Source organism: Microbispora sp. H10830 (genome assembly GCF_014161375.1).
In the GTDB taxonomy this organism is placed as follows: Bacteria; Actinomycetota; Actinomycetes; order Streptosporangiales; family Streptosporangiaceae; genus Microbispora; species Microbispora catharanthi.
The window spans coordinates 114,598-136,257 of the sequence record NZ_JABBWX010000009.1; the positions used below are offsets into that span (position 1 = coordinate 114,598).

Sequence of the window (21,660 nt, forward strand, 5' to 3'; positions counted from 1 at the left end):
AGCGTCGGCGTCATGCGCAACGCCATCCAACTCGCCGGGGCGTTCCTGGTCGTCGCGGGCATCAGCGGGACCATCGACCACCTGGCCGCGCAGCCGTTCTGGGGCGCGATACTCAACGTCTTCAACCGGCAGGTCATCCCGCGCCTGTCCTTCCTGACCGGCTACGAGGTCTACGCCAACCTTCTCGTCGCGGTCGTCGGCGCCGTCGTCCTCGCCGCCGCATGGAGGCGAAATGAAGACGCCTGACGTGCGGCGGTTCGCCATGGCGGCCGGGCTCCTGGTGCTGGCGCCGATGTGCGCCGAGTACGTCACGGGTTACGACGACAGCACGGGCGACCCGTTCGTGCTCGCCGTCAGCCTGCTGATCTTCAGTCCGTTGTACGGCGCGCCCGCGCTGCTCATCCGTGAGACGGCCCGCCGCCTGGACGTGCGCTGGCCGGGCATCCTCGCCCTCACGGCGGCCTTCGGCGTGCTGCAGGCCGGCGTCATCGACCAGTCCATGTTCAGCGAGGGCTATCGGGACATCCCGTACTGGGAGGAGATGGTCCGCCCGACGTACGTCGCGCCACTGGGACTGGCGGCCTACACCACGCTGTCCTTCGTCGCCGGTCACGCGATCTGGAGTTTCGGCGTGCCGATCGCGCTGACGGAGGCGCTGAGCCCCCGGCTGTCGCGTACGCCCTGGCTGCGGACGCCCGGCCTGGTCACGGCCGCGGCGCTGTACCTCGCGGCGGCGGCGATCGTGCTGCGCGACCACCTGCGGACCGAGCACGACCACGCGACGGCCGCGCAGATCGGGGGATCGCTCGCGGTCGTCGCCCTGCTCGTGCTCGTCGCGCTGACCTCCGCCGCGAGAAGACGGCGACGGCCCGAACCCCCGGCACCGTCTGCAGGCACCCCGCCGCGGCCGGTCGTCGTGGCGGTGGGCGGCCTGGTGGCGGGCCTGGCCTTCAACTTTCTGCCCTCGACCTGGGCCGGGGTCGCGGCCGGGCTCGCGGTGATCGCTCTGTGCGCCGCGGTCGCCGGCCGTCTGTCCCGCTCGGCGGGGTGGACCGGCCGCCACGTCGCCGCGCTCGCCGCCGGAGCCCTGACCGCGCGCGTGGCGGTCGGGTTCCTCGTGGTCCCGCTGGGTGATGTCGCGCCGGTCGCGAAGTACGCGCACAACGTCGCGTTCCTCGCGGGCGCGGTGCTGCTCGGCGTCCTGGCGACGCGGCGTCGAGGCACCGCGGGCTCGCACGACAAGGAGTTGAGGAACATCGGAACGGAAACCGGCGGTAAGCCTGGGGTGAAGCCGGGCGGGCCGGGTGGCCCGCCCGACTGAATCCCCTCTAGTCGCCGGCCATCACGGTGAAGGTGAATCCGGCGCTCGTCGGACGGCGCAGCGGAATGTCGCACTTGATCCGGCGCAGTACCTCGTTCCTGCTGAGGCCGAGCCCTTGCGCGATGAGCCGTTCCGGGCGCACCGGTACCGGATCCTCGAAGACGACCTCCACCTGGACCGGCCACGCCTCGTCGAGCCGTGCCGACGGGGTGTCCAGCCGCCAGGCCCCCGTCCAGTCGAGGGTGAAGCGGTTGTGCCGGGCGAGCAGCGGATCCAACAGCCTCGCCGCCACCAGTTCCGGATCGTTGACGCGGTAGCCGTGGAGCTCGGCCGGATCGAAGGATCTGACCGGTGCTCGCTCGTGCACGGTGAGCTTGCCCGTCCGATCGCAGGATACGCAGCGGACCAGCAGCCACACGTCCAGCAGCTTGCCGTTGGCGTTGACGCGGAACCTGCCCTCGCCGGTGGTGGCCGACTCCGACCCGCAGTCCACGCACCGCAGCGACAGCAGAGGCAGCCTGGTCCGGCGAACGACCCAGGGCAGCACGATATGAGGTTGTGAAGACATGATCTCTCTAGACCTGACACGAGGCCGATTACGCGCGACCTCAAACGCTGAATGACCGGGCGCGCGAGGGCAGCCCGGCAGAACCGACGGGAGCGTCGGCTACAGGTGAGCGGAAGAGGGTGTCAGGTCTGAAGAGCAGGCGGGGTCACGCGGTTTTTTCCTCTGTCCTCACTGCGACGGGCTGCAGGCAACCTACGGGATCGCGGAAGGAAGGCTCAAACGGTTTTACCGGCGCCTCAGCCCGGGGTGAGGACGCAGAACTCGTTTCCTTCCGGGTCGGTGAGGACGATCCACGACAGTCGCCCTGGCCGACCCTATGCCCATGTGAATCTGTGCGGCCTCGGACGGGCGCCGGGGGAGGGGCGACGGCAGCTCGGCGGGGTGCCGGAACTCGGGCGTTCATCCTTCCCCGCGGACGACCTCGCCGGGGTCCTTGTCGTCGCGCAGGCCCCGCCAGGAGGGGTGGCGCAGCCGCCCCTCGCCCGTCCACTCGGCGTACTGCACCTCGCCGACCAGGACCGGGTCCACCCACCGGCCGCCCCTGGCCTCCTCCCGGGTGATGCCGTCGAAGGGGGGCGTGTCCCGCCGCAGCGGCGCCAGGCGCTCGCCCAGCCGCCGCAGCGCCTCGTCGGTGAAGCCGGTGCCGACGCTGCCGGCGTACCGCAGGCGCCCGCAGTCGTCGTTGACGCCCACGAGCAGCGAGCCGACGGTGTTCGCGCGGCGGCCCTCTCCGGCCCGCCAGCCGCCGACGACGACCTCCTGCGTACGGACGTTCTTGACCTTCACCCAGTCGGGGGAGCGGCGGCCGGGGCGGTAGGGCGAGGCGAGCCGCTTGGCCACGACGCCCTCCAGCCCCAGCCGCCGGGAGTCGGCCAGCGCGTGCTCGCCGCCGTCGGCGTAGTAGGGCGGGATGGCCCAGTGGCGGCCGGCGTGGACGAGGTCCTCCAGGCGCCGCCGCCGCTCGGTGTAGGTCAACGTGGTCGCGGTCGCGGTATCGACGTGCAGCACGTCGAACAGCAGGTACGTCACGGGCGTGGTGACCAGGAGCTGCCTGATCTTGAGCGGGTTTCGCTGGTGCATGCGCGGCTGCAGCGCCTCGAACGACGGCCTGCCCTGCTGGTCGAAGGCGACGATCTCCCCGTCGAGCACCGCCGCGTGCCCGCCCGTGGCGCCGGCCAGGCCGGCGAGTTCGGGATAGGCGGCGGTGATGTCCTTGCCGTTCCGGGAGACCAGCCGCAGCGTGCCGTCCTCGACGTAGCCGAGTGCGCGGACGCCGTCCCACTTCATCTCGTGCGCGTAGTCGCCCTCGGGCTCGGGCAGCCGCCCGAGCCGGGCCATCATCGGCGCGTACGCCGGAAGGGCGGCCATGCCCTGCTGGTACCCCGGCGAGCCCGGCGCGTACCGCTTGACCTGCTGGTTCCTGTCCATGCCGGCTGTGCCGAGAGGTGCAGCCGGCGGCGAACCGGCGCCCTGGTGAGTGGTGCGGCGCCACATGTGAGTGCGTTGCTGTCACTGGGCACAGTCCTCTGTATGAGGACGGGACTCCACCTGGCGGGGGGCGCTCCCGCGAGCGCCTCCGCCACCGGGGAGGCGCTCCCGTGAGCGGCGGCGTGGGCGGGCGGCGTGCCAGGTGCGATCCGCTCACGGCGTTCAGCACGCCGGTGAACGCGCCGGCGTACGCGTCGCCTCCGTACAAGTTCACGGACAGGGAATACTTCAGGATCGTCTACCGGACTGATCTCGAGGCCGTTCGCGGTGTCGTGCCCGAGCCGCTGACGGTGGTCGATCCTGTTGTCCGGTTCGAAGTGATCAGGATGCCTGACAGCACCGGCTTCGGCTCCTATCACGAGTGTGGCCAGATAGCCATCGTCGAACATGACGGACGGCAGGTCGATTTCAACATCGGGCTCTATGTCGACAGCGTCAGCGCGATCGTCAGCGGTCGTGAGCTCGGCGGCTATCCGAAGACAGGCGGCACGCCGAGGCTGTATGTCGACTCCGACACGCTTGTGGCCACGCTCGACTACGGAACGCTGCGCGTCGCGATCGGGACGATGGGCTTCAAACATCACGAGCGGGATGGGAACGAAGCGATCGAGGAGCTCTGCCTGCCGGTCTACCAGCTCAAAGTGGCACGGGGAAACGGCGGTGCCCTTCGTGCCTGCGAGCTCGTCCAGACGTCGATGACCGACCTCGTCGTCAAGGGCGCCTGGACGGCGCCGGGCAGGCTGCAGCTGTTCGAGCACGCGCTCGCGCCCCTCGCGGATCTTCCCGTGCGCGAGGTGATCTCCGCGACGCACACCCTCACCGATCTGACTCTCGGAGAAGCCCAGACGGTCCACGACTACCTGGAGAAGTGAGATGAACGCCGGCGCCGACAACGCGTACCGCTCGGTCGCGGTTGTCGGCGCGGGTGTGATCGGTGTGTCTTGGACGGCGCTGTTCCTCGGCCATGGCCTGCGCGTCACGGTCAACGACCCGCGCCCCGACGTCGAGGACGTCGTTCGCGCCGGACTTGCCGAGATCGCTCCGACGATGCGCGAGCTTGGCCTGCCGATCGCCGACGTGGCCGCGCGGACGGAAGCGCTACGGTTCGAACCTCGCCTGGCCGCAGCGGTCGCGGGTACGGACGCGGTACAGGAGAACGGTCCCGAACTCCTCGGCATCAAGCAAGGGTTGTGGGCGGCGATCGAGGAGGCGGCGCCACCCCATGCGCTACTGCTCAGCTCGAGCTCGGGGATTCCGGCCACCGCGATGGCGGAACACATGCGCGAGCCGGAGCGGCTTTTGATCGGTCACCCGTTCAACCCGCCGCATCTGGTGCCGCTTGTCGAGATCGTGCCGGGCGAGCACACCGATCCGGCCGTCGTGGAGCGGGCCAGCCAGTTCTACCGAGGTCTTGGGAAGCGACCGCAGGTGCTGGCGAAGGAGATTCCCGGCTTTGTGGCCAATCGCCTTCAGGCCGCGCTCTTCCGCGAAGCGATCCATCTGGTCACCGAGGGTGTCGTGACGGAGCAGCAACTCGACGACATCGTGACCGGCTCGATCGGGATGCGGTGGGCGGCCGCCGGTCCCTTCCGCACCTTTCACCTCGGCGGCGGGCCGGGCGGCCTGCCGGCGTTCTTCCGGCATCTCGGCGGGGCTCTGGAGGAATGGTGGGGGCGGTTGGGCACGCCGCACCTCGACGGGCCGACCGTGGCTCTGCTGAATGAGCAGGCGCAGAACTTCGGGGGCAGCGTCGCAGAGCTCGCCGCGGAACGCGACGCCGCGCAGATCGCGGTCATGCGCGTGCTCGGCGAGCTTCCCGGGCCTGCCCGGGAAGAGGAGAAGGAGAGGTTCCGATGAGCGTGACCAAGCCCGCGCTGGATGCTCCAACCGGCCCTTGGCTCGAACCGGGGCCGCTTCCGGGGGACTTCTACGCCTGTCAGGAATTGCTGTCCGGCGAAGAGCGGACCAAGGTCGAGCGCGTCCGGGAGTTCGCGCGCGCCGAGATAGCGCCGATCGTCAACGACTACTGGGCGCGCGCGGAGTTCCCTTTCGAGATCATCGACCGCTTCCGTGAGCTCGGCCCGCTCGCCTGGGCTGATCCGCGTTCAACCGAGGAGCCGCCGAGCAACCTGCTGACGGGCTTCACCGCGATGGAGATCGCGCATGCCGACGCGTCGATCGCGACGTTCTTCGCCGTGCACAGCGGGCTCGCCATGGGCAGTATCAGGAAGCTCGGGTCGGAGGAACAGCGGCTGCGCTGGCTGCCGCCGATGAGTCGCTTCGAGCAGATCGGAGCGTTCGCGCTGACCGAGCCCAGTGGGGGCTCGGACGTTTCGAGGGGAATGGAGACGACAGCGCGCCGCCAGGGCGGCACCTGGATTCTCGACGGTGCGAAGCGCTGGATCGGGAACGCGACCTTCGCCGATCTCGTCATCGTCTGGGCCCGTGACGTGGAGACCGGGCATGTGCTCGGGTTCGTCGTCGAAAAGGATATGCCCGGCTTCCACGCGACAAAGATTCAAAGGAAGATGGCGCTGCGCATCGTGCAGAACGCGGACATCCTGCTCGACAAATGTTGCGTCCCGGAGGCGAACCGGTTGCAGAATGCGAATTCCTTCCGCGACACCGCGGAGGTATTGCGGGCGACGCGCGCCGGCGTGGCCTGGGAGGCGACGGGTCTCATGCTCGCCGCCTACGAGATCGCGCTCGCGTACGCGAAGGAGCGAGAACAGTTCGGCAGGCCGATCGCCACGTTCCAGATGATGCAGGATCTGCTGGTGAGGATGCTGGGGAACGTCACCGCGTCGCTCACGTTGTGCTGCCGGCTGGCTCAACTGCAGGACGCGGGCGTCTATCGCGACGAGCAGTCCTCGCTGGCGAAGGCGATGTGCACGGAACGTATGCGCGAGACCGTCGGATGGGCCCGCGAGTTGCTCGCGGGCAACGGAATCGTCCTCGACTACAACATCGGCCGCTTCGTCGCCGACGCCGAGGCCATCTACTCCTACGAGGGCACGAGGGAGATAAACACGCTCATCGTGGGACGTGCGGTAACCGGGCTGTCCGCGTTCGCTCGTTAGGTGATGACCATGACGAACGAAGCGGTGTTCACGGGCGTCAAGGTGCTCGACGTCGCCAGCTTCATCGCCGGCCCTGCCGCCGCCACCGTGCTCTCCGACTTCGGGGCCGACGTGATCAAGCTCGAGCCGCCGGGTGCCGGCGACCCCCAGCGCCGCCTGGCGCTCGTGCCGCCGAATCCGCGGGCCCGCGCGAATTACGCCTGGCATCAGACGAATCGCAACAAGCGCGGGATAGCGGTGGACCTGAAGTCCCCCGCCGGCGCACGGATCCTCGAGCGGCTCGTCAAGTGGGCGGACGTGCTGATAACCAACTACCCGCACGCGGCGCGCGAGCGGTTGCACCTCACCTACGACGAGGTCGCCGAGTGGAATCCGCTGATCATTTACGCGGACTTCACCGGCTTCGGCAACGTCGGACCGGACGCGGCGCTTCCGGGCTTCGACATCACCGCCTACTGGGCGCGCAGCGGCCTGCTGGCGATGACCCGTGACGCCGGCGCGCCGCCGACGCTGCCCGTTGCGGGCAGCGGTGATTACGCGTCGGCCATGGGCCTGTACTCGGCGATCGTGACCGGCCTGTATTTCCGTGAGCGGACGGGCCGGGGGACGTGTGTCGAAACATCCCTGCTCGCGCAGGGCGTCTGGGCAACCGGCATGCTGGTGTCCGGGGCGCTGGCCGGTGGACAGTTCTACGGCCTCCATGACCGGGAAAACCCGTCGAACCCGCTCATCAACACTTATACGACTGCCGATGGCCGCTGGCTGATGCTCGTCGTGTTCCTGCCGCACTGGCCCCGGCTCGCGAACGCGATCGGCCACCCGGAGTTGCTCAAAGATCCGCGCTTCACCGATCCGCGTGCGATCGCTCAAAACGTGCATGCGCTGACGGACATCCTCGATCGTGCGTTCGCCGGCCGGCCGCTGGAGTACTGGAAACAGGCGCTCGGCCGGGCGCGGGTCTCCTACGGGATCATCCAGACACCGGAAGAGGCGGCGGGCGACCCCCAGCTGAGGGCCACCGACATCGTCGTCCCGATCGAGGGTGTGGACGATCTCGACTCCACCATCAACAGCCCGATCAGCATGCTCGCCAGCCCCAAGGTGCCGCCCAGGCGTGCTCCCCGGCTCGGCGAGCACAACGACGAAGTCCTGGCCGAGCTCGGGTTCAGCCCGGGTGAGATAGACGACTTCCGTTCGGAGGGGGTCATCCCTTCGCCCGCAGCACAGGAGCCGCAATGACCGCGGCACGTGCTGCACGCCGTTGTCCGGGACGCGCGCCGCCATCCTCCGAACGGGGGATGCCGGGCGACGTGTCGGGTGATGCCGCCTGATCGGCGCCGCCGCGAACCTTGAGGCATGGAAGCCATCGAGGTGACAGACCTCCGCAAGTCGTACGGGGACACCCGCGCCGTGGACGGGGTGACGTTCACGGTCCGGGCCGGTGAGACGTTCGGGATCATCGGCCACAACGGCGCCGGCAAGACCACGACCGTCGAGTGCCTGATCGGGCTCAGGCGAGCCGACGCGGGCACGGTCCGCGTGCTCGGCGAGGATCCGGCGCGCAGGCGGCGAGCCCTGGCCCACCGCCTCGGCGTGCAACTGCAGGACAGCTCCCTGCCCGAGCGGATCAAGGTGGCCGAGGCGCTGCGCATGTTCGGCTCCTTCTACCGGGACGCGGCCGACTGGCGGCGGGTGATGGAGCGCTGGGGCCTGCGCCCGCTGGCGAGGAAGGCCTTCGGCGACCTGTCGGGCGGGCAGAGGCAGCGGCTGATGCTCGCGCTCGCCCTGGTCGGCAACCCCGAGGTGGTCGTGCTCGACGAGCTGACCACGGGCCTGGACCCGATCGCGCGCCGCGAGACCTGGCGGCTCATCGGCGACCTGAAGACGGCGGGCACCACCGTGGTGCTGGTCAGCCACTACTTCGACGAGATAGAGGCGCTCTGCGACAGGGTCGCCGTCTTCGCCCGCGGCCGTGCGGAGGCGACGGGCACCACGGGCGAGCTCATCGCCCGGACCGGAACCGCCTCGCTGGAAGAGGCATACCTCGCCCTGGAGGGAGCAGACCGATGAAGGCGTTCACGGCTCTGACGGCCGCCGAGCTCAGGCTGCTGTCGCGCGACCCCGCCTCGCTGTTCTTCATGGTGGCCTTCCCTCTCATGCTGCTGGTGCTCAAACGCGGCGACAGCGGCGCGGTCCCCGGCTACCTCGCGATGATCGCCGCCATCGGCGGGATGGGCGCGCTGCCGGGCCTGTTGGCCTCTTACCGCGAGCGCAAGGTGCTCAAGCGGCTGGCCACCACGCCGATCTCCCCCGTCATGTTGCTCGGGGCCCAGCTGGTGGCACAGGTCGCCGCGGGCCTCGCGGGTTCCGCGCTGCTGGTGGTTGTGACGATCGCGGTGTTCGGCGCGCGGGCGCCCGGCGACGTCCTCATGCTGGCCGCCGCGTTCGTGCTCTGCTCGGTGATGGCCTGCGCGTTGGGCTTCGTGGTCGCCGCGGTCGTGCGCAACACCAGGGGCGCGAGCCTGATCGGCATGCTTGTCATGTTTCCCATGATCTTCCTGTCGGGTGCGGCCGTGCCCAGGAAGGCCCTGCCCGGCTCGCTGCGTCAGATCGGCGACTTCCTGCCCCTGACCCCGGCTGTGGATGCCCTGGGCGACGCCTGGTCCGGCACCGCCGCGGTCTTCCCCCTGCTCATCCTGGCCGGGATAATCGTGGCGGCCACGGCCGCCGGCGCCGCGCTGTTCCGATGGGAGTGAGGACAGTGAATGTCTGGGAGGCGCGCTGGTTGCGCGCCTTCCACATGTTGTATTACGCCTGCCTGGCGCTCGGGCTGATCCTCTCGTCGGGCGAGAGCGCGGGTGAGGGCACGGCTCCCGGCCCGCTGACGCTGGGAATCGTCGCGCTCATGGCCGGCTGGCACGGCTTCTTCGTCGCACGGCGGCCGCATCTGCTCGGGCGGCCGAACCCGATGGCGTTCCACCTGGCGGTCGTCTGCGCGCTCTACATCGCGCTGGTGGTGCGGGACCGGTCCTTCGACGTGGTCGTCTTCGGGCTGATGCCCCAGCCGTATCTGATGCTGCCCCGTCCCTGGTCCTACGCGGGGGCGGTGACGACGGTCCTCAGCACGTTCGCCGCCAGAGGTTATCTGGACGATCCCAACGTCCTGTGGCGGCTCGTCGGGAGTTCCGGTCTCGTCGTGGCGATCGGATTGTTCGTCGACTACGTGTCCCGGCAGAGCGCGCAGAACCGGACGGTCGGGGTGCTGGAGGAGCGGGCGAGGCTGGCCAGGGAGATCCACGACACCCTCGCGCAGGGGTTGAGCGGGATCGTCACCCAACTGGAGGCGGCCGAGCAGGCGATGCCCGACCTGCACGCCGTACAGAAGAGGATCGCGCTGGCCAAGGAGCTGGCGCGCGACAACCTGCAGGAGGCGCGGCGCTCGGTCGACGCGCTGCGGCCGGGTCCTCTCGCCGGCGCGGGCCTCGAGGCGGCGCTCGCGGAGGTGGCCGCCCGGTGGTCGCGGACGTCGGGGGTGGCGGCGACCGTGTCGGTGGAGGGGACGCCCCGGCCGCTGTCCGGTGAGGTGGGAACGACGCTGCTGCGGGCGGCGCAGGAAGGGCTGTCGAACGCGGCCAAGCACGCCCGGGCGGGCAGGGTCGCGATCACGCTGACCTACATGGACGATGAGGTGATGCTCGACGTGTTCGACGACGGGGCGGGTTTCGATCCGGACGTGCGCGGCGCGGGTTACGGGCTGGCGGCCATGCGGGAGCGGGCCGGCGGCGTCGGGGGAACGCTGACCGTGGAGTCCGCTCCCGGGGAGGGGACGGCGCTGTGCCTGCGGATCCCCTCAAATTGATGATCGTCGACGATCATCCGGTGGTCCGCGACGGACTGCGCGGCATGTTCGACCATGTGGCGGACATCGAGGTGGTGGCGGAGGCGTCCGACGGGTTCGAGGCGTTGGCGATGGCCAGGAGGGCGCGGCCGCATGTGGTGCTGATGGACCTTCGCATGCCCGGCCTGGACGGTGTCGGCGCGATCCAGCGGCTCCGGGCCGACCACCCGGAGATCAAGGTGGTCGTGCTGACCACGTACGACACGGACGCGGACGTGGCGCGGGCCATGGCCGCCGGGGTGGCGGGCTACCTGCTGAAGGACGCGCCACGCGAGGAACTGCACAGAGCGGTCCGTACGGCCGCCGCCGGCGGAGCGGTCCTGGCGCCATCGGTCGCGTCCGCTCTGATGAGCAGGCCCACGGCCCAGGAGCCGAGCCCACGCGAGGTGGAGGTGCTCCGCCTGGTGGCGCGGGGCTCGGCGAACAAGGAGATCGCCAGGGCCCTGCTGATCAGCGAGACGACGGTGAAGACGCATCTCAAGCACGTCTTCGCCAAGCTCGGTGTCGACAGCAGGGCCGCGGCCGTCGTCGTGGCCATGGAGCGCGGGCTCATCTAGGGGAGGATCTCCAGGCGGACGCCGAGGCCCTCGTACAGGTAGGGGGTGGCGGTGATGATCCGCCAGCCGCGGCGGGTTGCGTGGACGGCCGCGTGGGCGGCCACCAGGACGTCGGGCAGGAGCGCGTCGGCGGCGGACGGCCGGTGGCGCCGCAGGCTCGTCATGATCGCCTGCGCGTACGGCCCGCCTTCGACGGCGTCGTCGGGGGAGAGCGCGCCGGTGACCACCATCGACATGCGCAGGAAGCGTTCGAGCCGGGGCTGGATGGGGCCCAGCGACAGCACCTGGACGGCGAGCGCGGGGACGAGGAGGGTGACGCCGTGGGCCGAGGACTGCCGCACGACGGCCCTGCCGTACATGCTCTTGCCCTCGATCAGGTGGACGACGGCGTCGAGGTCCAGCACGTGGCCGGACAGGACACCGGCCGGTGGGACGGGGTCGGTCACGCGGCGTCCGCCTTGGCGTCGCCGGTCACCAGGCGCGCCGCGCGGGCGCTGTCGTCATCGCTGATGCCGTCCTGCCAGCCCGGCCCCCATAAATCGGCCATGATGGCCAGGTCGCCCTGGATACGCCGCCGCTCCCGCAGCGCCGCGGCGATGTAGGCCGAGGCGTTGCCGGACGCCTGCGCCTCGTCGGCGAGTTCGTCCGGCAAAGAGATCGTAATCTTCTTGGTCATACTCGGGAGGCTACCCAGTCATACCGTCGGCGGTCCACCGGTTCGCGGAAAACTTCCGGCCCGCGCCGGCACGCGGACGGCCCCGCACCCGGAGGGCGCGGGGCCGTCTCTGATACCGGGCCCGATACCGACGTGGTGCCGGGCCGTATGCGCCCCAGGCCGGTCAGCGCGTCCGCAACGACGACCGGCGCTCGTACCGGACGCTCTTGAACTGCCGCTGCTCGAACCGGCCGCCACTCCGATACGCCGTCTCCCTCACGCGCTCGCTGCGCCGGGCCTCCACCCGCTTGACCAGGCGCTCGCGCCGGCCCGACACCCTCTCGACCAGGCGGGAGCGCCGTTCGTCGACCCTCTTGGCCACCCGTGCGGTCCGGGCCGACTCCCGCATGCGCAGCTCGGACAGGCGCTCCGACATCCGGTAGCGCACCGGGGCCGTACGGACCGTGCCGTAGCTCACCGAACGTGCCCTGTAGCGCTCGGAACGGTACTCGGACCGAGTGCGCGAGCCGTCGTGATACGAGGCGGGCGGGTCGGACCCGGCGCTTCCGGACGACTCCCACTCGCTCGCCCTGATGCGGTCCCGCTCGGCGCGGGCCTGGGCCCTGATGCGGTCCCGGTCGGCCCGGCCCTGGGCTCTGATGCGATCCCGTTCGGCCCGCGCCTGATCGACGATGCTCTGCTCCTCGGCCCGCGCCTGCTCGGCGGTCATCATCGACGGGCTCTCCGGGTAGGAGATGATCTCCGTCGAGCCGCCGGGCTCGCTCCTCTGAGGCGCGATACCGGCTGCGGCATAGCCGTCTGTGGCGAGGGCGGGTCCGCTCAGGACCGCGGCGCCTCCCGCCGTCATCGCCGAGACGAAGACGGTCGCTAATGCCAGCTGTCTGCACTTCCGGTACATGGTGCCTCCTTGAGCCCGACTGGGCTGGGCAGATGCAGATCACCGGGGTTTTCCCGGTCTCCTGGATTCGGCCGCGGCTCACCTCTGGGTTGTTCCGCCGGATGACGGAATCGGTGTGATGAACGAGGGGTGGGTTTCGCCGGGCGGCATCGCGCCTCACGGCCTTGTCTCGATCCTCCGCCGGGCCGCGCGAAGCCGTCTAGGGCGTTTGACCCAAGCGTTCCTGTCGGCCATCGAGGATCTGACCTCTGGGGGCAGTGCTGCTGAAGTATTCGCCGGGGTGTTTGCGGCCGCTTGTACGCGCGAGCAGTCTGGGGTTGCCCGGCCTCACCTCACGTCACACCTGCCGCTCGCGGCACGTATCCGATGGGCGGGTACAACCCAGGAAGGAAGGGGAGGGGGCGCATGCGGCTGGCGGGGGCTCGGGTGCTCGTCACGGGGGCGTCGTCGGGCATCGGCGCCGCCACGGCGCTGGAGCTTTCGGCGCGCGGCGCGCGGCTGGTGCTGTCCGGGCGCGACCAGGAGGCGCTCGCGGGTGTCGCCGCCCGGACCGGCGGCGAGATCCTGCCCGCGGACCTGTCCGATCCCTCGGCCGACCTCGCCGTACGCGCCGGGCGGGTGGACATGCTGGTGGCGTGCGCGGGCGAGGGCTGGAGCGGGCCGCTCGCGCGGATGTCCGGCGGCACGGCCGAACGCATGATCGCGGTCAACCTGACGGCGCACGTGCAGCTCACCCGGCTGCTGCTGCCCGGGATGCTGGAGCGCGGCCGGGGCCACCTCGTGTACGTCGCCTCGATCGCCGGGGTGGTGGGCGTGCGGGAGGAGGCGGTGTACGCCGCGACCAAGGCGGGTCTGCTGGCCTTCGCCGAGAGCCTGCGCTACGAGCTGCCCGGGGTCGGCGTGACGGCCGTGGTGCCCGGGGTGGTGGACACGCCGTTCTTCGCCCGGCGCGGCAGGCCGTACACGCGCCGCAGGCCCGCGCCCGTCCCGCCCGAGCGGGTGGCCCGGGCCATCGCGGTCGCCGTCGAGCGCGACCGCGCCGAGGTGTACGTGCCCGCCTGGTTGCGGCTGCCCGCCCGCCTGCACGGGGCCGCGCCCGGCGCGTTCCGCGTCCTCGCCCGCCGCTTCGGCCGCCCCTGACCGAGTCCGCTCCCGTCAGGCTGTCGCCGGTCGACCCCTCGGGGCTGGTCAGGCTGCGATACGCCTGGGGAACGGGGCGACCGCACCACCGATCTCCATCTCGACGGCATGGGCCGCACGTCCAACGGCGCCGGCCTGGCCCAGCACAGCGGCAGCACCAACCAGCAGTGGAACATCGTCGCCGCGGGCTGATCCGAACCGATCAGGTGCCGCGGAGCGCGCGCAGGGACTCGCGCAGCGAGCCGAGGGTGGCGAAGACCGCCGTCGGCTCGTAGCCGCAGTGCGCCATGCAGTTGGCGCAGCGCGGGTCCCGTCCCCGGCCGTAGGCGCTCCAGTCGGTCTCCTCGACCAGCTCCCGGTAGGTCGCGGCGTACTCGTCGGCCATCAGATAGCAGGGCCGCTGCCAGCCGAACACCGAGTAGGACGGGATCGCCCAGGCCGTGCAGGGGAAGTCGGTCTTCCCCTCCAGGAAGTCGAGGAACAGCGGCGAGTGGTTGAACCGCCAGCGTTTGCGGTTGCCGCCCGCGAACGCGGCGCGGAACAGCTCCCGCGTCTGCCGCACCCCCAGGAAGCAGTCCTGGTCGGGCGCCTTCTCGTACGCGTACCCCGGCGAGATCATCATCTGGTCGACGCACAGGTCGTCGTTGAGGAAGTCGAGCACCTCGATCACGGTGCGCGGGCTGTCCCCGGCGAAGAACGTGGTGTTGGTGGTGACGCGGAAGCCGCGCCGCCGGCACTCGCGCACCGCCGCGACCGCCTCGTCGAACACGCCCTCCTTGCACACCGACGCGTCGTGCCGCTCGCGCAGGCCGTCGATGTGGACCGCCCAGGCGAAGTACGGCGAGGGCGTGAACCGGTCGATCTTGCGCGGGATCAGCAGCGCGTTGGTGCACAGGAAGACGTACTTCCTGCGCGCCACCAGCTCCTCGACCATCTCCCCGATCTGGGGGTGCATGAGCGGTTCCCCGCCGGCGATCGACACCATCGGGGCGCCGCACTCCTCGACGGCGGCCACCGCCTGCTCGACCGGCATGCGCTGCCTCAGCACGCCGGCCGGGTGCTGGATCTTCCCGCAGCCCGCGCATTTCAGGTTGCACGCGAACAACGGCTCAAGCTCGACCAGCAGCGGGAACCTCTCCCGCCGCCGCAGCCGCTGGGCCAGGATGTACGCGCCGACGCGCAGACTCTGGCGTACGGGCATCGGCATCAGGGCCGCACCTCCTTCGGCAACGTGAACTCGACGTTCTCCTCGGTCACCCGACGTTCCTCCACCTCCAGCGGGCCGAGCCCGCCGAGGGCGGCCACGACGGCGTCCACCATCGCGCCGGGGGTGGACGCCCCGGCGGTCAGCCCGACCGTGCGCGCGCCGCGCAGCCAGTCGAGCGCGACGTCGCCGGGGCCGTCGACCAGGCGGGCGAGCGGCGCCCCATCGTGACCGGAGCGCGCGGCGACCTCGGCGAGGCGCAGGGCGTTGGAGGAGTTGGCCGAGCCGACGACCAGCACCAGGTCGGCCTCCGCGGCGACGGCCCGCACCGCGTGCTGCCGGTTGGTCGTCGCATAACAGATGTCGTCGCCGCGCGGGCCCTCGGCGTCCGGGAAGCGCCGCCGTATCGCCGCCGCGACCCGCCCGGCCTCGTCGGCCGCCAGCGTGGTCTGGGTCAGGTAGGCGACCCCGCGCCCCCGCGGCACGTTCGCCGCCGCGTCGGCCACCCCGGCCTCGTCCTCGACCAGCACGCCCGCGCCGGGCACCTCCCCGAGCACGCCCTCGACCTCCTCGTGCCCGGCGTGGCCTATCAGCACGACGAGGTCGCCCCGGGCGGCGAACCTGCGGGCCTCCGCGTGGACCTTCGCGACCAGCGGGCACGTCGCGTCGACGACGCGCAGCCCGCGCCGCGCCGCCTCCTCCCGTACGTCGGGCGAGACCCCGTGCGCGGAGAACACGGTGATCGCGCCCTCCGGCACCTCGGCCAGGTCGTCGACGAACACCGCGCCGAGCCGCTCCAGGTCGCGTACGACGTGGATGTTGTGCACGATCTGCTTGCGCACGTACACGGGCGCGCCGAACCGGTCCAGCGCGCGCTCCACGATCTCGATGGCCCGTTCGACCCCGGCGCAGAACGAGCGGGGCGAGGCCAGCAGCACCCGCCGCGGGCCCGTGGCCGCCGCCCACCGCGCCAGCACCGGGCCGATCCGGGCGAGCGTGCGCCGCGCGGCGACCGCTCCGCCCATCGTGGCGAGGTTCAGCAGAGGGGCGTCGGGGGTGTCCACGATGACCCGCACGGCCGCGAACGGCCGAGCCCCCGCGGCGGCGGCCAGCGGGGCGCTCTCCATGTCGACGGCGTACGCGCCCTCGCGGGCCAGCGCGTGACGGGCGCGGCCCGTGACGATGCGAGGGGAGGTGACGAGCGGGCCGGTGCGGGCGGGCAGTCCGGCGCGGACGAGTTCTCCGGCGAGCAGCGGGGCCGACGGGCACGGCCAGACCCGGTCGCCGGAGCGGACCTCGGTGGCGACGAGCACGTCCCCCGGGCGCAGCCCGTCGTGGAGGGCTCCGCCGAAGCCGGTGACGGCGAGGGCGGCGGCGGGCGGGAGCAGGGCCGCCGCGCGCGCCGCCCGCTCGGGCCCCATCCCGATCCGCACGACCCGGACACGCGGATGGTCGCTCCCGAGATCCGGCCGAGGCCGCAGCCCCCGGGCGACGGCCCGGGCCTCCATTCCCAGCGCGGTGCACACGATCAGTTCGGTCATGGCGTCGCCTCCGGTCCGGCCGTCTCGTGCAGGCGCAGGTAGCGGCCGAGCGCGCTGACCGGGAAGACGAGGCGGTAGAGGTGGTAGTTGATGAAGAAGTCGCCGGGGAAGCCCGTCCCGGTGTAGTGCGGCTCGTCCCAGGTGCCGTCGGGACGCTGGCTGTCGGCCAGCCAGGCCACCCCCCTGTCCACGGACGGGCCTCGCTCCCCGGCCGCGAGCAGGCCGATGAGGGCCCAGGCCGTCTGTGAGGCGGTCGGCTCGCCCCGTCCGATCCAGGCGGGGTCGCGGTAGGAACGCATGTCCTCGCCCCAGCCGCCGCAGGGATGCTGGTGCGCCTCCAGCCACGCCACGGCCCGCCGTACGCAGGGGGCTCCCGGCCGCACCCCGGCCGCCGCGAGGGCGGGCAGCACGGCCCCGGTGCCGTACACATGGTTGGCCCCCCACCGGCCGAACCACGAGCCGTCGGCCTCCTGCGCCCGCAGCAGCCACACCACGCCCCGCCGTACGACGGGGGAGCGGGCCATGCCCTCGGCCGCGAGCGCCTCGACCACGTGCGCGGTCACGTCGGCCGACGGCGGGTCGATGACCGCGCCGAAGTCGCAGAACGGCAGCCGCAGGCACAGCTCGCGGGTGTTGTCGGCGTCGAAGGCGGCGAAGCCGCCGTCGCGGGAGGCCATTCCGGCCATCCAGCGCAGCCCCCGCTCGACGGCGGGCCGGGCGTCGGGCCTGCCCCACCGGCGCAGCGCGAGGATCACCTCGGCCGTGTCGTCGACGTCGGGATAGCCGTCGTTGTCGAACTCGAACGCCCAGCCGCCCGGCGCGAGACCGGGGCGCCGCACCATCCAGTCGCCCGGTCCCCGGATCTCCTCGCGCAGCAGCCACTCACCCGCCCGGGCCAGCGCGGGATGGTCGCGGGGCAGGCCGGCGTCCAGGAGGGCGGTCACCGCGAGCGCGGTGTCCCAGACCGGCGACTGGCACGCCTCCAGCCTGCGCGTGCCGTCCTCCCTGATGGTGAACCTGTCCAGCCCGGCCAGGCCGGCGCGCATGACGGGGTGGCCGATGTCGTACCCGCTCAGGTGCAACGCGATCAGCGAGTAGACCCAGGGCGGCTGGATGCCGCCCCACGAGCCGTCGGCCTCCTGCCGGGCCACGACCCACTCGGCGGCCCGCCTCAGCGCGGCGCGGCGCAGCCCGGCGACCGGGCGCCGTTCGTAGCGGTGCAGGGCGCGGTCGAGGGCCGCGAACGCCGCGTCCCAGCCGGTGCGCGGCGCCCGCCGCGCGGGCCTTCCGGTGCGCAGTTCCGGCAGGCCGAACGGCAGGCGCCGGACCGGCCGGTGCGCGGTCACGATCGTGAGCGGGACGATCGTCTGCCGCGCCCAGCAGGCCCAGTCGTAGACGTTCAGCGGGCACCAGGGCGGCAGGAACATGATCTCCGGTGGGATGACCGGCAGGTCCTCCCACCGCCACTGACCGAACAGGGCGAGCCAGATCCGGGTGAAGACCCGGGCCGACTCGATGCCGCCGGCCCCGCGTACGTACGCCGCCGCGGCGCGCATGTGCGGAGCGGAGGGCGGGTCGCCCGCGAGCCGCAGCGCGGCGTACGCCTCGACGGTGGTGGACAGGTCGGCGGGCCCGTCGTGGAAGTTGGCCCACGTGCCGGAATGCGTACCGTCCGAGCGCTGCTGGGACCTGATCCACCGGGCGGTCTCGGCGGTCTCCGCGTCGGTGCGCACGCCCAGGAACTCGCGCAGCAGGAGGTCCTCGGCGTCCATGGTCACGTTGGTCTGCAACTCGCCCTTCCACCACCCCTCGGGCGCCTGCAGCCCGAGCAGGTGGTCGCGGGCCGCCTTCAGGGCGGTCGCGGCGCGGGCGGCGCTGGTGGCGACCCCGGTGGTGATGCCGGTGGTGATGCCGGTCACCGCGCCTGCTCCCGTTCGAGATGCCGCCTGGCGAGGCGGGCTGCCTGGAGTCCGCTGCGCACGGCTCCCTCCATCGTGTCGGGCCAGCCCGTGTCGGTCCACGCGCCGGCGAGGAACAGCCCGGGCCACCGGGTGGCTGCGCCGGGGCGCAACCCCCCGCTGCCCGGGACCTGCCGGAAGGTCGCCCGCCGCTCCCTGGTGATGAACAGGTCCACGACCCGCGCCGCCCGCGCGGCCGGAAGGAGCCGCTCCAGCTCGGGCAGGAACACCTCCCGCATCACGGCCGTGGGCACGTCGATCCAGCGCCGCGCCGCCGACACCGAGACCGTCAGGTACTGGCCCCGGGTGAGCCCGCCCGAGGCGGTCCTGTCGAAGATCCACTGCACCGGCGAGCCGACGACGGCGGCGAACGGCAGCCGGGTGACGGGCCGGTCGTAGACGACGTGCACGTTGACGATCGGGCTCGCCCCGAGGCCCGCCCAGGCGTCCCGGTCCGGCGCGGCCTCCGCCGGCACGAGCCGCGCGGCCTGGCCGTGCGGGGTGGCGACGACGACGGCCGACGCGCCGACCCGCGCACCGCCCACGAGGATCGAAGGTCCGCTCAGGCCCGGCAGGCACGGCAGCACCCGGTCGACCTTCGCCGCCAGCCGCACCTCGCCGCCCAGCCCGGCGATCGCGGAGAGCGCGGCGCCGCCGTGCAGTTCGCCCAGCGGGACGGACGGCACGCCGATGTCGGCGGCGCCTGCACGGCCGAGCAGGGCCGTCCTGAAGACCATGGCCGCCGGCCCCAGCGCCGCCTCGTCGGACGGGATGTTGAGCGCGGCCACCGCGAACAGGTCCCACAGCGCCCGCCGCACGGTCTCCCGCTGGCCGTTCTCGGCCAGCCAGCCGCCGAGCGCGGCCTGGTCGAGGGCGGGCTCCGCCGGGTCGAGCCCGCGCAGCGCGAGCGCGCCGCGCACCGCGCGCAGCCGGTCGGCGGGGGACAGCAGGCGGTAGCCCGCGAGCGCGGGCAGCAGGTGGAAAGGCCCCGGCAGCGCGGCCCGGCGCAGCCGTCCCCGCCCCCCGTGCGGGGTGAGCACGCACACGTCGAAGCGCTCCTGCAGGCGTACCCGCCCGGCGCCGCCGAGCCGGTCCAGCAGCCCGCGGTAGGCCGTGCAGCAGCGCAGGAAGACGTGCTGCCCGTTGTCGGCCGTCAGACCGCCCCGGGCGAAGGAGTGGGTGGCGCCGCCGAGCCGGGGTCTCGCCTCGTACAGGGTCACCGGCCACCCTGCCTCCGCGAGCGCGAGGGCCGCGGTGATGCCGGCGAGGCCGCCGCCCACCACGGCCACGGGCGGGACCGTCGCGCCCTCCCCGGCGCTCCCCATGCCGCTCATCGGGCCGTTCACCGTGCCGTTCATTTGGCCGTTCATTTGGCCGCTCCCGTGATCGCGCGCGCCGCCACCATCGCCTTCGCCCACGGCGTGAGCGACACGCGCCCCGCCAGCGCCCGGCCGGGGTCGGCGGCGATGCGGGCGAGCAGGCGCCGGTAGATGCCCGCCATCGCCGCGGTGCAGGCCGCGCTGCGCCGGTCGAGCAGCGGGATCAGGCTCATCCCCTCGGCGTACCAGCCGAGCGCCCGCCCGGCCTCATACCGGATGAGCCGCGCCAGCCGCTCGGGCGGGTCGGTGAACGCCCCCGACGCGTCCAGATCGAGCGTGCAGCCGAACCTGCGCAGGTCGTCGGCGGGCAGGTACACGCGGCCCGCGCACCGGTCCTCGCGTAGATCCCTGAGCACGTTGGTGAGCTGGAGCGCCACCCCCAGGGAGTCCGCGAGCCGCGCCGCCCGCCGCAGCGCCCCGTCGCCGCGTGCCGCCCCGTGGGCGAGGCCGAACACGCCGAGGGACAGCCGCCCGATCGACCCGGCGACCTCCCGGCAGTAGCCGACCAGGTCCTCGTAGGACTGGTAGCGCGCGCCCGCGACGTCGTCGGCGCACCCGTCGATGAGCTCCTCGAACGCCTCCAGCGGGACGGGGAAACGCGCGGCGGTGTCGCGCAGGGCCACGAGGACGGGGTCGGCGGGATCGGGCCGCGGTGCGCGCAGTCCCGTCCGCGCCTCCTCCAGGGCCGACAGCCGCGCGTCCACCGGCCCGGCCGCGTCGCCGATGTCGTCGATCCGCCGGGCGAAGGCATAGAGGGCGCTGAGCGCGCGGCGCTTGGGCGGGGCGAGCAGGCGGATGCCGTAGGCGAAGTTGCGGGCCCGGGTGCGGACGACGCGCTCGCAGTACCGGTAGGCCACAGGCACCGGCACGGACACCGGCACTGATACGGGCGTGACGGGGCGCAGCGCGGGGCCGGGCGGGTCGTCGCCCACGCGACGCGGGGCGGGGCCGGGCGGGCGATCGGGAACGGGATCAGGAATCGCGCCGGGAACCGTCACCGTTCACCTCCTTCAGCACGCGCACCCACTCGCTCAGCACCGCGCGGCGGCGCGCGCGGACCGCCCCGCCGAGGACGTCGTGCCGGCCTCGCTCCAGCGCCGCGAGCGCCGCCCGGCCGCCCGCGACGTATCCGGCGACCGCGGTACGCGCGAACCCGCTCAGCGTCTCCAGCAGCGGCATTCCCTCGTCCAGCAGGGTGGCGGCGCGGCGGGCCTGCAGCGCGACGGCCCGGCGCAGCCGCGGGGAGGTGCGCGGGGCGTCCAGGTCGGACTCGCGGCAGCCGAACCTGCGCAGGTCCTCGGCGGGGAGGTAGACACGGCCGCGCGCGTGGTCCTCGCCCACGTCCTGACAGTGCTCGATCACCTGCAGCGCCGAGCAGATGCGGTCCGACAGCCGCGCCCGCTCCGGGGTGGCCACGCCGAAGACGTGCAGGACGATCCGGCCGACCGGGTTGGCGGACAGCTCGCAGTAGCCCAGCAACTGCCCGAAGGTGTCGTAGCGCCGCACCACCTGGTCGCGCCGGTTGGCCTCCACGAGGTGGAGGAAGGGCGTCCGCGGCACGCCCCGCCCGGCGACCAGCGGCCCCAGCGCGCGTACGGCGGGCAGTCGCGGGCTCCCCCCGGCGTACAGGCGGCCGAGGTCGGCCTCCACCACGTCGAGCAGGGCGGGCCGCTCGGCCGGGTCCGCCTCGTCGCCGACGTCGTCCACGTAGCGGGCGAAGCCGTACACCGCCATCAGGTCGCGGCGGTACGCGCGCGGAAGCAGGCGGGAGGCCACCGGGAAGTTCTCCCGGCGCGCGGCGTCGCGTACGTCCGCTGCGGACATGCCTGAAGAATCTCCACCGCAATTCACCACAAAACCCGACAGACACGGCAGGCGCTTTTACACGGGCAACCCCGCGGGAAAACCGGCGTACGCGGCCGGGTAATGCTAGGAAAAAACGGCAAAAAGGT

General features: G+C 72.4%; 22 protein-coding genes. 11 read left to right on the top strand and 11 right to left on the bottom strand.

What is annotated here, in order from left to right:
• Nucleotides 1-12 precede the first annotated feature (12 nt).
• Both HHX35_RS22985 and HHX35_RS22990 read left to right on the top strand, forming a co-directional pair.
• Nucleotides 13-246 carry a hypothetical protein gene (locus HHX35_RS22985; RefSeq protein WP_182900821.1) on the top strand — a complete coding sequence of 78 codons (234 nt, stop codon included), beginning with the start codon at nucleotides 13-15 and terminating at the stop codon, nucleotides 244-246.
• The gene (locus HHX35_RS22990) at nucleotides 233-1,321 is read left to right on the top strand and encodes a hypothetical protein (RefSeq protein ID WP_182900822.1); all 1,089 of its coding nucleotides are present in this window, start codon (nucleotides 233-235) and stop codon (nucleotides 1,319-1,321) included. Before HHX35_RS22985 ends, HHX35_RS22990 begins: the two co-directional genes overlap by 14 nt.
• Nucleotides 1,322-1,328: 7 nt before the next feature.
• Here the strand turns inward: HHX35_RS22990 and HHX35_RS22995 are convergent, their stop codons facing one another.
• Nucleotides 1,329-1,868, bottom strand: coding sequence for a DUF1062 domain-containing protein (locus HHX35_RS22995; protein WP_310739240.1), 540 nt, complete (start codon nucleotides 1,866-1,868; stop codon nucleotides 1,329-1,331).
• 420 nt (nucleotides 1,869-2,288) lie between these two features.
• Entirely contained in the window at nucleotides 2,289-3,317 is a 1,029-nt protein-coding gene (gene ligD / locus HHX35_RS23000; protein ID WP_259405304.1) for a non-homologous end-joining DNA ligase, read from the bottom strand.
• A 170-nt stretch (nucleotides 3,318-3,487) separates the two neighbouring features.
• Between ligD and HHX35_RS23005 the strand changes: the two genes are divergently transcribed.
• The 8 genes from HHX35_RS23005 to HHX35_RS23040 all read left to right on the top strand — a co-directional run bounded on the left by HHX35_RS23005 (nucleotide 3,488) and on the right by HHX35_RS23040 (nucleotide 10,912).
• Entirely contained in the window at nucleotides 3,488-4,249 is a 762-nt protein-coding gene (locus HHX35_RS23005) for an acetoacetate decarboxylase (protein WP_310739241.1), read from the top strand.
• Between the two features lies 1 nt (nucleotide 4,250).
• A complete protein-coding gene (locus HHX35_RS23010; protein WP_182900824.1) occupies nucleotides 4,251-5,234 on the top strand; it encodes a 3-hydroxyacyl-CoA dehydrogenase family protein in 984 nt (327 codons plus the stop codon).
• Nucleotides 5,231-6,457, top strand: a complete 1,227-nt coding sequence (locus HHX35_RS23015) for an acyl-CoA dehydrogenase family protein (protein WP_182900825.1) — start codon at nucleotides 5,231-5,233, stop codon at nucleotides 6,455-6,457. The genes HHX35_RS23010 and HHX35_RS23015 overlap by 4 nt, the downstream gene beginning before the upstream one ends.
• A gap of 9 nt (nucleotides 6,458-6,466) precedes the next feature.
• Nucleotides 6,467-7,696, top strand: a complete 1,230-nt coding sequence (locus HHX35_RS23020; RefSeq protein WP_182900826.1) for a CaiB/BaiF CoA-transferase family protein — start codon at nucleotides 6,467-6,469, stop codon at nucleotides 7,694-7,696.
• A gap of 117 nt (nucleotides 7,697-7,813) precedes the next feature.
• Complete coding sequence (locus tag HHX35_RS23025) at nucleotides 7,814-8,527, top strand: ABC transporter ATP-binding protein (protein WP_182900827.1); 714 nt, start codon at nucleotides 7,814-7,816, stop codon at nucleotides 8,525-8,527.
• On the top strand, nucleotides 8,524-9,213 hold the full coding sequence (locus HHX35_RS23030) for an ABC transporter permease (RefSeq protein WP_182900828.1): 690 nt from the start codon (nucleotides 8,524-8,526) through the stop codon (nucleotides 9,211-9,213). The genes HHX35_RS23025 and HHX35_RS23030 overlap by 4 nt, the downstream gene beginning before the upstream one ends.
• A 5-nt stretch (nucleotides 9,214-9,218) precedes the next feature.
• Nucleotides 9,219-10,316: a sensor histidine kinase gene (locus HHX35_RS23035; protein ID WP_182900829.1), complete on the top strand. Its 1,098-nt coding sequence runs from the start codon at nucleotides 9,219-9,221 to the stop codon at nucleotides 10,314-10,316.
• A complete protein-coding gene (locus HHX35_RS23040) occupies nucleotides 10,316-10,912 on the top strand; it encodes a response regulator transcription factor (RefSeq protein WP_182900830.1) in 597 nt (198 codons plus the stop codon). Before HHX35_RS23035 ends, HHX35_RS23040 begins: the two co-directional genes overlap by 1 nt.
• Here the strand turns inward: HHX35_RS23040 and HHX35_RS23045 are convergent.
• From HHX35_RS23045 to HHX35_RS23055, 3 genes are all read right to left on the bottom strand, one after another.
• Nucleotides 10,909-11,358: a hypothetical protein gene (locus HHX35_RS23045; protein ID WP_139572389.1), complete on the bottom strand. Its 450-nt coding sequence runs from the start codon at nucleotides 11,356-11,358 to the stop codon at nucleotides 10,909-10,911. The two genes, HHX35_RS23040 and HHX35_RS23045, sit on opposite strands and share 4 nt — an antisense overlap.
• Nucleotides 11,355-11,588 (bottom strand): hypothetical protein, encoded by a 234-nt coding sequence (locus tag HHX35_RS23050; protein ID WP_139572390.1) that lies wholly within the window; start codon nucleotides 11,586-11,588, stop codon nucleotides 11,355-11,357. Before HHX35_RS23050 ends, HHX35_RS23045 begins: the two co-directional genes overlap by 4 nt.
• A 163-nt stretch (nucleotides 11,589-11,751) precedes the next feature.
• A complete protein-coding gene (locus tag HHX35_RS23055; protein ID WP_182900831.1) occupies nucleotides 11,752-12,486 on the bottom strand; it encodes a hypothetical protein in 735 nt (244 codons plus the stop codon).
• Between the two features lie 405 nt (nucleotides 12,487-12,891).
• Between HHX35_RS23055 and HHX35_RS23060 the strand changes: the two genes are divergently transcribed.
• A complete protein-coding gene (locus HHX35_RS23060) occupies nucleotides 12,892-13,626 on the top strand; it encodes an SDR family oxidoreductase (RefSeq protein WP_182900832.1) in 735 nt (244 codons plus the stop codon).
• 202 nt (nucleotides 13,627-13,828) lie between these two features.
• On the opposite strand, the gene hpnH is transcribed toward HHX35_RS23060, so the two are convergent.
• The 6 genes from hpnH to hpnC are packed head-to-tail and all read right to left on the bottom strand — an operon-like array spanning nucleotide 13,829 to nucleotide 21,532.
• Nucleotides 13,829-14,833 (bottom strand): adenosyl-hopene transferase HpnH, encoded by a 1,005-nt coding sequence (hpnH, locus tag HHX35_RS23065; protein ID WP_182900833.1) that lies wholly within the window; start codon nucleotides 14,831-14,833, stop codon nucleotides 13,829-13,831.
• Complete coding sequence (ispH, locus tag HHX35_RS23070; RefSeq protein ID WP_182900834.1) at nucleotides 14,833-16,371, bottom strand: 4-hydroxy-3-methylbut-2-enyl diphosphate reductase; 1,539 nt, start codon at nucleotides 16,369-16,371, stop codon at nucleotides 14,833-14,835. Before ispH ends, hpnH begins: the two co-directional genes overlap by 1 nt.
• Entirely contained in the window at nucleotides 16,368-18,290 is a 1,923-nt protein-coding gene (gene shc, locus HHX35_RS23075; protein WP_310739242.1) for a squalene--hopene cyclase, read from the bottom strand. The genes ispH and shc overlap by 4 nt, the downstream gene beginning before the upstream one ends.
• Complete coding sequence (gene hpnE, locus HHX35_RS23080; RefSeq protein WP_182900835.1) at nucleotides 18,287-19,699, bottom strand: hydroxysqualene dehydroxylase HpnE; 1,413 nt, start codon at nucleotides 19,697-19,699, stop codon at nucleotides 18,287-18,289. Before hpnE ends, shc begins: the two co-directional genes overlap by 4 nt.
• Nucleotides 19,696-20,706, bottom strand: coding sequence for a squalene/phytoene synthase family protein (locus HHX35_RS23085; protein ID WP_310739243.1), 1,011 nt, complete (start codon nucleotides 20,704-20,706; stop codon nucleotides 19,696-19,698). Before HHX35_RS23085 ends, hpnE begins: the two co-directional genes overlap by 4 nt.
• The gene (gene hpnC / locus HHX35_RS23090; protein ID WP_182900836.1) at nucleotides 20,681-21,532 is read right to left on the bottom strand and encodes a squalene synthase HpnC; all 852 of its coding nucleotides are present in this window, start codon (nucleotides 21,530-21,532) and stop codon (nucleotides 20,681-20,683) included. The genes HHX35_RS23085 and hpnC overlap by 26 nt, the downstream gene beginning before the upstream one ends.
• Between the last annotated feature and the right edge of the window lie 128 nt (nucleotides 21,533-21,660).

Coding starts and splice junctions, on each gene's coding strand:
- HHX35_RS22985 (WP_182900821.1), top strand. CDS start 13: ATGCGCAACGCCATCCAACTCGCCGGGGCGTTCCTGGTCGTCGCGGGC.
- HHX35_RS22990 (WP_182900822.1), top strand. CDS start 233: ATGAAGACGCCTGACGTGCGGCGGTTCGCCATGGCGGCCGGGCTCCTG.
- ligD (WP_259405304.1), bottom strand. CDS start 3,317: ATGGACAGGAACCAGCAGGTCAAGCGGTACGCGCCGGGCTCGCCGGGG.
- HHX35_RS23010 (WP_182900824.1), top strand. CDS start 4,251: ATGAACGCCGGCGCCGACAACGCGTACCGCTCGGTCGCGGTTGTCGGC.
- HHX35_RS23015 (WP_182900825.1), top strand. CDS start 5,231: ATGAGCGTGACCAAGCCCGCGCTGGATGCTCCAACCGGCCCTTGGCTC.
- HHX35_RS23020 (WP_182900826.1), top strand. CDS start 6,467: ATGACGAACGAAGCGGTGTTCACGGGCGTCAAGGTGCTCGACGTCGCC.
- HHX35_RS23025 (WP_182900827.1), top strand. CDS start 7,814: ATGGAAGCCATCGAGGTGACAGACCTCCGCAAGTCGTACGGGGACACC.
- HHX35_RS23030 (WP_182900828.1), top strand. CDS start 8,524: ATGAAGGCGTTCACGGCTCTGACGGCCGCCGAGCTCAGGCTGCTGTCG.
- HHX35_RS23040 (WP_182900830.1), top strand. CDS start 10,316: ATGATCGTCGACGATCATCCGGTGGTCCGCGACGGACTGCGCGGCATG.
- HHX35_RS23050 (WP_139572390.1), bottom strand. CDS start 11,588: ATGACCAAGAAGATTACGATCTCTTTGCCGGACGAACTCGCCGACGAG.
- HHX35_RS23055 (WP_182900831.1), bottom strand. CDS start 12,486: ATGTACCGGAAGTGCAGACAGCTGGCATTAGCGACCGTCTTCGTCTCG.
- HHX35_RS23060 (WP_182900832.1), top strand. CDS start 12,892: ATGCGGCTGGCGGGGGCTCGGGTGCTCGTCACGGGGGCGTCGTCGGGC.
- hpnH (WP_182900833.1), bottom strand. CDS start 14,833: ATGCCGATGCCCGTACGCCAGAGTCTGCGCGTCGGCGCGTACATCCTG.
- ispH (WP_182900834.1), bottom strand. CDS start 16,371: ATGACCGAACTGATCGTGTGCACCGCGCTGGGAATGGAGGCCCGGGCC.
- hpnE (WP_182900835.1), bottom strand. CDS start 19,699: ATGAACGGCCAAATGAACGGCACGGTGAACGGCCCGATGAGCGGCATG.
- hpnC (WP_182900836.1), bottom strand. CDS start 21,532: ATGTCCGCAGCGGACGTACGCGACGCCGCGCGCCGGGAGAACTTCCCG.